The sequence below is a fragment of the Acidobacteriota bacterium genome (assembly GCA_040752675.1).
Taxonomy (GTDB): Bacteria; Acidobacteriota; Polarisedimenticolia; order JBFMGF01; family JBFMGF01; genus JBFMGF01.
On the sequence record JBFMGF010000032.1, the window covers coordinates 1 to 8,198 of the forward strand.

8 protein-coding genes are annotated in these 8,198 nt (G+C 49.5%); 6 read left to right on the plus strand and 2 right to left on the minus strand.

The window, feature by feature from the left end:
* The 4 genes from AB1756_03400 to AB1756_03415 form a co-directional block, all read left to right on the plus strand.
* Positions 1 to 260 (plus strand): NADH-quinone oxidoreductase subunit L (locus AB1756_03400; protein MEW5806382.1); only part of this gene is annotated, 260 nt, incomplete at its 5' end.
* Positions 261 to 327: 67 nt separating this feature from the next.
* Complete coding sequence (locus AB1756_03405; GenBank protein MEW5806383.1) at positions 328 to 1,779, plus strand: NADH-quinone oxidoreductase subunit N; 1,452 nt, start codon at positions 328 to 330, stop codon at positions 1,777 to 1,779.
* A 79-nt stretch (positions 1,780 to 1,858) separates the two neighbouring features.
* Positions 1,859 to 2,344, plus strand: coding sequence for a PTS sugar transporter subunit IIA (locus AB1756_03410; protein ID MEW5806384.1), 486 nt, complete (start codon positions 1,859 to 1,861; stop codon positions 2,342 to 2,344).
* A 494-nt stretch (positions 2,345 to 2,838) separates the two neighbouring features.
* Positions 2,839 to 3,522, plus strand: a complete 684-nt coding sequence (locus AB1756_03415; GenBank protein ID MEW5806385.1) for a redox-sensing transcriptional repressor Rex — start codon at positions 2,839 to 2,841, stop codon at positions 3,520 to 3,522.
* A gap of 62 nt (positions 3,523 to 3,584) precedes the next feature.
* Here the strand turns inward: AB1756_03415 and AB1756_03420 are convergent, their stop codons facing one another.
* Complete coding sequence (locus tag AB1756_03420) at positions 3,585 to 4,652, minus strand: hypothetical protein (protein MEW5806386.1); 1,068 nt, start codon at positions 4,650 to 4,652, stop codon at positions 3,585 to 3,587.
* A gap of 211 nt (positions 4,653 to 4,863) precedes the next feature.
* On the opposite strand from AB1756_03420, the gene AB1756_03425 reads away from it, so the two are divergent.
* Complete coding sequence (locus AB1756_03425; protein ID MEW5806387.1) at positions 4,864 to 5,919, plus strand: isoaspartyl peptidase/L-asparaginase; 1,056 nt, start codon at positions 4,864 to 4,866, stop codon at positions 5,917 to 5,919.
* Positions 5,920 to 5,995: 76 nt separating this feature from the next.
* On the opposite strand, the gene AB1756_03430 is transcribed toward AB1756_03425, so the two are convergent.
* Positions 5,996 to 6,880, minus strand: a complete 885-nt coding sequence (locus tag AB1756_03430; protein MEW5806388.1) for a M28 family peptidase — start codon at positions 6,878 to 6,880, stop codon at positions 5,996 to 5,998.
* A 152-nt stretch (positions 6,881 to 7,032) separates the two neighbouring features.
* Between AB1756_03430 and AB1756_03435 the strand changes: the two genes are divergently transcribed.
* Positions 7,033 to 7,926, plus strand: a complete 894-nt coding sequence (locus AB1756_03435; protein MEW5806389.1) for a formylglycine-generating enzyme family protein — start codon at positions 7,033 to 7,035, stop codon at positions 7,924 to 7,926.
* Positions 7,927 to 8,198: the final 272 nt, after the last annotated feature.

Genomic DNA, 8,198 nt, shown 5'->3' on the forward strand with positions numbered 1-8,198 from the left:
TGTCTTTGTACAGGCTCATCTCCAACAAGTACTGGGTGGACGAACTTTACGATGCAGTGATTGTGCAGCCCTACTACTTCCTCTGCAGGAGGAGTTTTGACTTCGACACCTGGGTCATCGACGGAACTATCCATGTCACGGCTGCTTTCGCTGACATCGCTGGAAATATCGCCAGGCTGTTCCAGACGGGATACGTCAGGAATTACGCCCTTTACTTCTTTATAGGGGTTGTTGTTATCGTTCTCTACTTTTTGAGTTGATCGGATGTTAAGTGATTGTCGTATTGATTTTGTTTTATTCCGAGTCTAAACGATGAGCTTTTCACAGATGATAGATTTCAGCCTGATCCTTCCCGTGACCATCCTGGGAGCCTATGCGCTCCTGCTACTCCTTCTGTCACCCTTATTCAGGGAGGGTTCGAGGATTATTGGTTTCACATCACTCATCGCTATCGTCCTTTCGGGCATAGCGACGATCATGATCTGGGGACCCGAACGGTTTACCGCTCTGAACATGGTCTTCATCGATAATTTTGGCCTCTTCTTTTCTCTGATCATCCTCGCGATCTCGTTCCTGACGGTCATGTCCTCCATCAGCTTTACCGAAAGGGAAGGGATCTACTATGGAGAGTTCTACTCGCTGATACTCCTCGCCACGGCAGGGATGATAGTCATGATCCAATCCCGGAATCTTCTCATAATCTTCATCGGGCTTGAACTCCTATCCATCCCTCTCTACATCCTGGCCGGCATAACGAGGAACAGACTGAAATCTCTTGAATCCTCGCTCAAATATTTCCTCCTGGGAGCCTTCTCGACGGGGTTCATCCTTTACGGCATCGCACTCATCTATGGAGTTACCGGAAGCTTTGATCTTCACGGCATCTCACAGCTGCCCGAAAAAGGAGCCCTCGGTCTCATCGGAGTCGGTCTCATCATCATCGGCTTCGGCTTCAAGATGGCCGCCTTCCCGTTTCACTTCTGGGCTCCGGATGTCTATCAGGGAGCGCCAACCATAATCTCCGGATTCATGGCAACCGGGACTAAAACGGCGGCCTTTGCCGCGCTCCTTCGGGTCCTCAACACATCCTTCGGCGAAGAGGCGGTGAAGTGGGTAAGTGTCCTGACTCTTCTCTCCATCATCACGATGAGCTTCGGAAACCTGGTCGCGCTGGCGCAGAGGAACATCAAGAGGATGCTGGCCTATTCGAGCATTGCTCATGCCGGGTATCTCCTGATCGCAGTCGTCGTGACGGGGATCAGTATAGATGGCGTGAATGGGCTGAGCGCCGGCGTCTCTGCCATCGTCTATTACCTGCTGGCGTATGCCCTCATGACGATCGGAGCCTTTGCCGCTGCCTCGTTGATCGGCAGGGGAACGGAGGAATATGAAGAGGGATACGAGCTGGAAAATTACTCCGGGCTGGGATACAGGAGGCCTCTTCTGGCGGCAGCCATGAGCATCTTCCTTCTATCTCTCACCGGGATACCGCCAACGGCAGGATTCATAGGAAAGTTTTACGTCTTCAAGGCAGCCATAGAGATGAAACTGTACGTTCTTGCCATCGTCGGCATCCTGAACAGCGTCATCGCGGCATATTACTATCTCAGAGTCATTGTCCATATGTACATGAAGGAGCCGGCCTTACCAGGCGAGGTCTCGAAGCCGGGATTCTCCGCTTCCGTTGCCTTGGCCATCGCCGTCCTCTTCACTTTTATTCTCGGTACTGTTCCGGGTAAGATCCTTTACCTGGTTTCAGGTCTATTCAGAACGCTATAACAGATTGAAGGCTTGAGAAATAATCTCTTCTTCATCGAGACCGGAGATCTTTCGTGGAGAAGAGTGGTAGAATGAAACCATGATCAAGATATCTGATTTTCTGGATGTCGAGTTGCTAGAGCCTGATCTCTATGCCAGCGATACAGAAGATTGTCTCAGGAAGATAGTGGTCCGTCTTAGCCGATGCCATGTCATCAAGGATGGGGAGGATGTCCTCGAAAAACTCCTGGAGAGGGAGAAGGTTATGAGCACTGGGATCGGAGCGGAAGTGGCAATCCCGCATGCTCGCTGCCCCTCGCTCAGCAGGACTATCGTATCGGTTGCAATCTCCAGGGAGGGGGTTGATTTTCACTCAATCGACGGCAACCCTGTCAAGGTCATTTTCCTTATCATAGGTCCGCCGGAAGCCGCCTCCCTTCACATCAAGCTCCTTGCCCAGATCGCCAGGATGATCAAGAACGAGGGATTCACAGAGCGACTGAGCCGGGCGAAGACCGCGGCGGAGATCGTGAAAGTGATCGAGGAAAAGGAGATGAAGGAAGCAAAAGAAGACGGCGTCGAATAATGTCAAGGTTATCCTTATGGGGGGGGTAAAAAAGGGGCAAATCTCTTAGTTAAATGATAGACTGTATCAATAGATGACGGTTTTATTCAGCTATTCTTCAAATCATCACACTGCTCACTGCGGATTTCACCTTTCCGTAATACATCAAGACCATCTCCACGCATGTCAATAAACCCTATTGGCAGAGCAATCCAATGCGATCATCCAGAGTAACCATTGATATGGCATGGTGATTGTAATCTCTTCGAACGCCTACTTTAGTCGGCCATTTCCCCTCTCAAGGAATGTGGCTGTCGGTGGAAAGCGAAGGGGGTTCACACGGGAGGCGCCCCCTTCGCCCTTCCAGCGTCATCACTCTTTTTATCTTATTCAAAAATTCAGGAATTGTGTTACAATCGCTTGTGAAATTATAAACAAGATTGTTGGCCCTGAGCATTGACATTTAGAAGTTCTTTCAGGAGAAAGATGTCCTTCTATATCGAGGAGACAGGGATATGAAATATGGCTATGTTTCAAGACTGACCACCAAAAGGCTCTCTCTCTATCTGAGATGTCTGAACGAGCTTGAAAGCGCGGGAGTCAAGACGATCTCTTCCCAGGAGTTTGCCGATCACTTCCATCTCAACTCTGCCCAGATGAGAAAGGACCTGGCCTATTTCGGAGAATTCGGAGTGAGAGGGGTCGGTTACTACGTCTCTGATTTGAAAGACCATCTCATAAAGATCCTCGGGCTTGATAAGAAGTACAACATCGTCATCGTCGGCGCAGGAAACCTCGGAAGGGCACTCGCAGATTACGCCGGATTCAATACACGGGAGTTCAGGGTCGTCGCCCTCTTCGATAATGCCAGAGAGAAAGTGGGAATGAAGACAAAAGAAGGCGTTCCAATCCATCATGTCGATGATCTCGACGAGATCATTAAGAAGGAAAAGGTCGACATTGCGGTCATAGCAGTTCCCGCCCATACGGGTCAGTGGGCCCTCGACAGGATCATGGAGACAGGCATCAAGGCCATCTTGAATTTTGTCCCTACCAGGCTCAAGATTCCCAAAGGAGTGGAAGTCAACACGGTGGACCTGAAGATCCAGATGGAAAGACTTGCCTTCCATCTCACCGACGGCTGGAAGAAGACAAAGAAGATCCTCCGTAAAAAGATCGGCAGAGGTAGGAGCGGATAACTGTTCATCCGCCATGCGACTCTATCCTGAGATCCTTCAGGATATCAGGGTCTCGCGATTATTCAGGATGTCAGGATGGAGATAATGCTGTTTGAGATGGCAGAGATATCATCCACTCCGGATGCGAGTTTTTCGCTGTTCTTTCCCCAGCAGAGAAGAGGGACCCGGTTAAGCGTATGGGTCTTGATAGAACTGTCTTCCAGGTTGCCATGGTCACTCGTGACAATGACGAGGTTGTCGTCCAGATTGATGTTGTCCAGAACGCTTCGCATGAAAAGGTCGATCTTTGCAACCTCGATTGAAGCCTCTCTTAGCCCACCCTTATGTCCTATGATGTCCGTGATGAAGTATTCATAGAGTGTGAAATCATGCTCCGAAGCGATTCTCACAAGGGTCTCACCTGCCCTTTGGGGTGAATAGAGCTTGAGTTCGTACCCCATCTCTTTGAGGAAGAAATTCGTAAAATCGTGATAGAGCGATTTTCCGTTTTTGACATCCTCAATCGTCCTCAGCTTCACGCCGCCCGCTATAGCCGATTGGGTCGTTGCCGAGACCCGGGGTCTTTCCCTTTTAAAATAAGCCTCCGTGAACCCATTGGCGAAGATGGCTTTCAATCCCATCCGGGATAATTTCAGGAAGATCGATTCCCTGTTAATAGCATCCCGCACTTTCTGGTTGGGAAGCCCGGCGAGATGCCCGCCGGCCACCTGTGGAACATTCATTCCGGTGAGGAGTGAAGCCTGCCCAGTGGCCGATTGGGGTATCCCCGGAACACCGAGCGTAGCATCGATAGCTTTGTAAGTTTCTCTCTCGCAACAGCCTTCTGGAAGCCAAGGACTGTTGCGTCTTTCTTCATTATTCACATAATCCTTTTCGTGTGCGAGGAGATGATGACAGAAATTGTTAAATATGGCTCTAAAGGAGGGGTGCCTGTCCACATAGTCGCTTTCCACAATATCCTGAAGCACGCTGAAGTCGTCGTTCGCGCTTTTTATTATAGCGGGAGGGGTTTCGGCAGAAGCTTCTTCCGAGAATCGGCTGAGCAGTGACTTCCGAATGGCAAAAGGGTTCTTTGAGGGGTCATTCTGTCCCACTCCAACGCCATCCAGAAATATTAAAAGCACTCCCATAATCAATATATTCCAATAAGCTTATGCTGCGTCTCTATAATCCCCCCTTTTCTCAATCTTCCTTAAGATGATCGAAAATATCTTGATTTTATCCTATCTGTCTCGCTTGTCAACGCAACCCCCAAAACAGTATTCTGTAAATCTTAAAGACCTGTTCTTGCAAATGAAAATTATTTTGCATTAATATTGGCAAAGTTAAAGGAGGAATCTCATGAAATCAATGAAGAGGCGTGATTTTTTGAAAGGGAGCGCGCTTCTGGGCGGAAGCGCTCTGGTCGGAGGCCATCTTTCGGAAATGGCATTTTCCAGACCGATCGTCATAGCAAGCTCAAACGGAACGAAAGCAGTGGAGAAGGCGATGGAGATGATAAAAAACGGCTCGGATGCTCTGGATGCGGTTGTCGCTGGAGTAAATATAGTTGAGGATGACCCGAATGATGACAGCGTCGGATACGGTGGCCTTCCGAACGAGGAAGGGGTGGTCGAACTGGATGCCGCCGTAATGCATGGTCCGTCATACAGGGGAGGTGCCGTTGCGGCCCTTAGAAACATCAAGAATCCGTCAAAGGTGGCGCGCATCGTCATGGAAAGGACCGACCATGTACTCATCGTGGGGGAAGGGGCTCTAAAGTTTGCAAGAGCCCATGGATTCAAAGAGGAAAATCTGCTCACGGATCAGTCGCGTGAGAAGTGGCTGAAGTGGAAGGAAAGTTTGAGCAATGAGGATGATTGGCTGCCTCCACATTCCATGCAGGATACGAATATCGGCGAGTATGCGAAATCTTTCCTGAGGCATTACGGCACGATACACTGCAGCGCGCTGGACATGAATGGGAATCTATCCTGTGTCACAACGACGAGCGGTCTTGCCTTCAAGATCCCCGGGAGAGTGGGAGATTCTCCTGTTTTCGGTGCCGGATTGTACGTGGATAACGAAGTGGGAGCCGCGGGCTCGACCGGACGGGGGGAGGCCAATCTCCTGAACTGCAGCGCAGTGATGATCGTGGAATGGATGCGCCAGGGGAAATCTCCCGAGGAGGCCTGTCTCCTTGCCTGCAAGAGGATCAACGAGCGCTCCCGCGAGAAGAGGCTCCAAGACGAGAAGGGACGGTTCAAATACAACGTAAAATGTTACGCCATCAACAAACACGGCGAACATGGAAGCGCTGCAATATGGAGCGGCGAAGGAATCTACAAGCCCCTGTACCTCTTCCACGACGGGACCTCGATGAAGACTTTCGAATCAGCTTATCTCTTCAAGAAGTAGAATGCATAGTTTTTCTCGCAAATACTTTCTTGAGGAGATTCAGGGAAAGGCAAAGGATGATGGGCAGGCGGTCTCTCTATTCACCGAGTTCTGCCAGAACGTGGTAGAAGCCTTCCACCACTTGGGCCATCTTTCCGTAACCCAGTTTCTCAAACGTATCGTGCGACGTATGATAATCATCATATCTGTAAAAAGCAGTGTCGGTTACCATGGCGGCTCTGTACCCTTCCTTCCAGAATGACCAGTGATCAGAGAAGTCAACCCCGGGAATGAATCGAGGCACGCTGACAGATTGAATATCAAAATTGGAATGCTTCCTGAAAATCCGGGCGCATTCTCTAACGAATCTCCTTGAACGGAGATCTCCCACGATGGCAATGAAGTTTGCCTCGCGGGGATGGGAGAGCCGTATCCCGAAAGGATAATGCTGGGATCCATCTTTCTCAGAATAGTAACCGATCATCTCAAAGCTGAGCATGGCTAAGATATTCTCATTGTTCTTCTTTGCCTGCCTTGTGTAAACCCTGCTGCCCATCAACCTCGTCCTGAAAAAAGGTGGTTCCTCGTTCACGAAGGCGATGAACCTTATAGTTTTTCGCGTGTCTATGGTCGAGAAGAGCCTGGATAGCTCCAGAACAGCAGATACGCCGCTCGCGTTGTCATTGGCTCCGGGTGTCCCGCGGACCGTGTCGTAATGCGCCCCGGCTACGATGATATTATAAGGTTCATCTCTTCCTGTCCTGGTTGCGATGATGTTACCGTACTCGGTTCCAGAGATCTTATACGTATGCTTCTCAGGAGTGTATCCGTGGTCTTCGAACTTTTGAAAGATGTACTCAGCCGCCTTTTCGAGACTCTCATAATGATGGTGGCTCCTCTCGCCGATCTCGTGCGACAAGGCGACGACATGATCCTTCAGATTCTTCTCGAGGAATTCAAACCGGTTCGACTTCTCTCCCATCTCCTGATCCCGAATACCAGATACTAAATATTATAGGAATGTGTAGTCGAAAGAAAGGCTCGTATCTGAATCAGGATAATTATTTGGAAAAAAGAGGGATAAATTCTAAAATAATGGTATTTTCAGATGTTCTATGAAGAAGAACTGGAGGTATGATGAGAAGTAAGGTTATGATGCTGCTGGTCCTCATGATGACTCTTTCTGTTTTTATCATCCCGCATGAAACAACTCTTCTTGCTAAAACTGTGGAGCAACCCGGACAAAGTTCCGGTCAGCAGAAGGGAGAAAAAGTCACGGGCGAGATGGTTCTTCTTTCCGGCGGAGAGTTCTGGATGGGACTGCATAAAGAGCAGCTCAACAAAGTCTGTGAACTGGAGAGCGGGGAAAAGATCGGTAACTTCATGGAGGATGTTGTGAACTCGGAGATGCCCCGGCATCGAGTTTACGTAGATCCCCTCTACATCGATAAGTATGAGGTTACAAACGAACAGTTTGCCCGCTTCGTCAAAGAGTCTGGTTACAAACCGGAAGGAAGCTGGGCAAGATATTTCAGAGTTGGAATGGAGAAGCATCCTGCCGTTGGAGTTACCTGGAAAGACGCCGATACCTACGCAAAATGGGCGGGCAAGAGGCTTCCAACGGAAGCGGAATGGGAGTTTGCAGCAAGGGGTGGGATGGATGACAGGCTTTTCCCATGGGGGGATGAAATCAGTTCCGATAAAGCCATCTACGAAGTCAAGCGTAACCGCAGTTATGCAAAGATAGGTACCGCAGAGGCGGGAAGCACTCCACCCAATTCATTCGGGATCTACGACATTATAGGAAATGCGGCAGAATGGTGTTCCGACTGGTTTGAGAAAGACTATTACTCCAGAGGTCCTGAGAAAAATCCGACTGGTCCTGAAGGCGCGGAAAAGAAAGTCGTTAGAGGAGGGGGATGGATGACGTTGCCTTTCTTTTGCAGAGTTTCCTGCAGGGGCTCCATGAAACCCGGCCTCACCAATCAGCAGATGGGTTTCCGCTGTGCCCGCTCCGCCCGAGACTAAAATTCGCGTTGACATAGAGACATAATTCCAACAGAATTGATTTCAGGAAAAGACATGGTTGGTATCGAAGGGAATTTCTGATAGACCCTTTGAGAGACTGCTGGTTATTCGATGAGGTATGGGTATGGCAAAAAAGAAACACCACAAACTGGGGGAATCGCCCGGGACTCTGGTTGCGCCTGAGAAGGCGAAGCCCGGTGAGGTACTGATCAGCGTCATTGATTATGGTCCAGACCATCTTGAAGAGAAGGTCATCAGGAACGTCGAAGAAT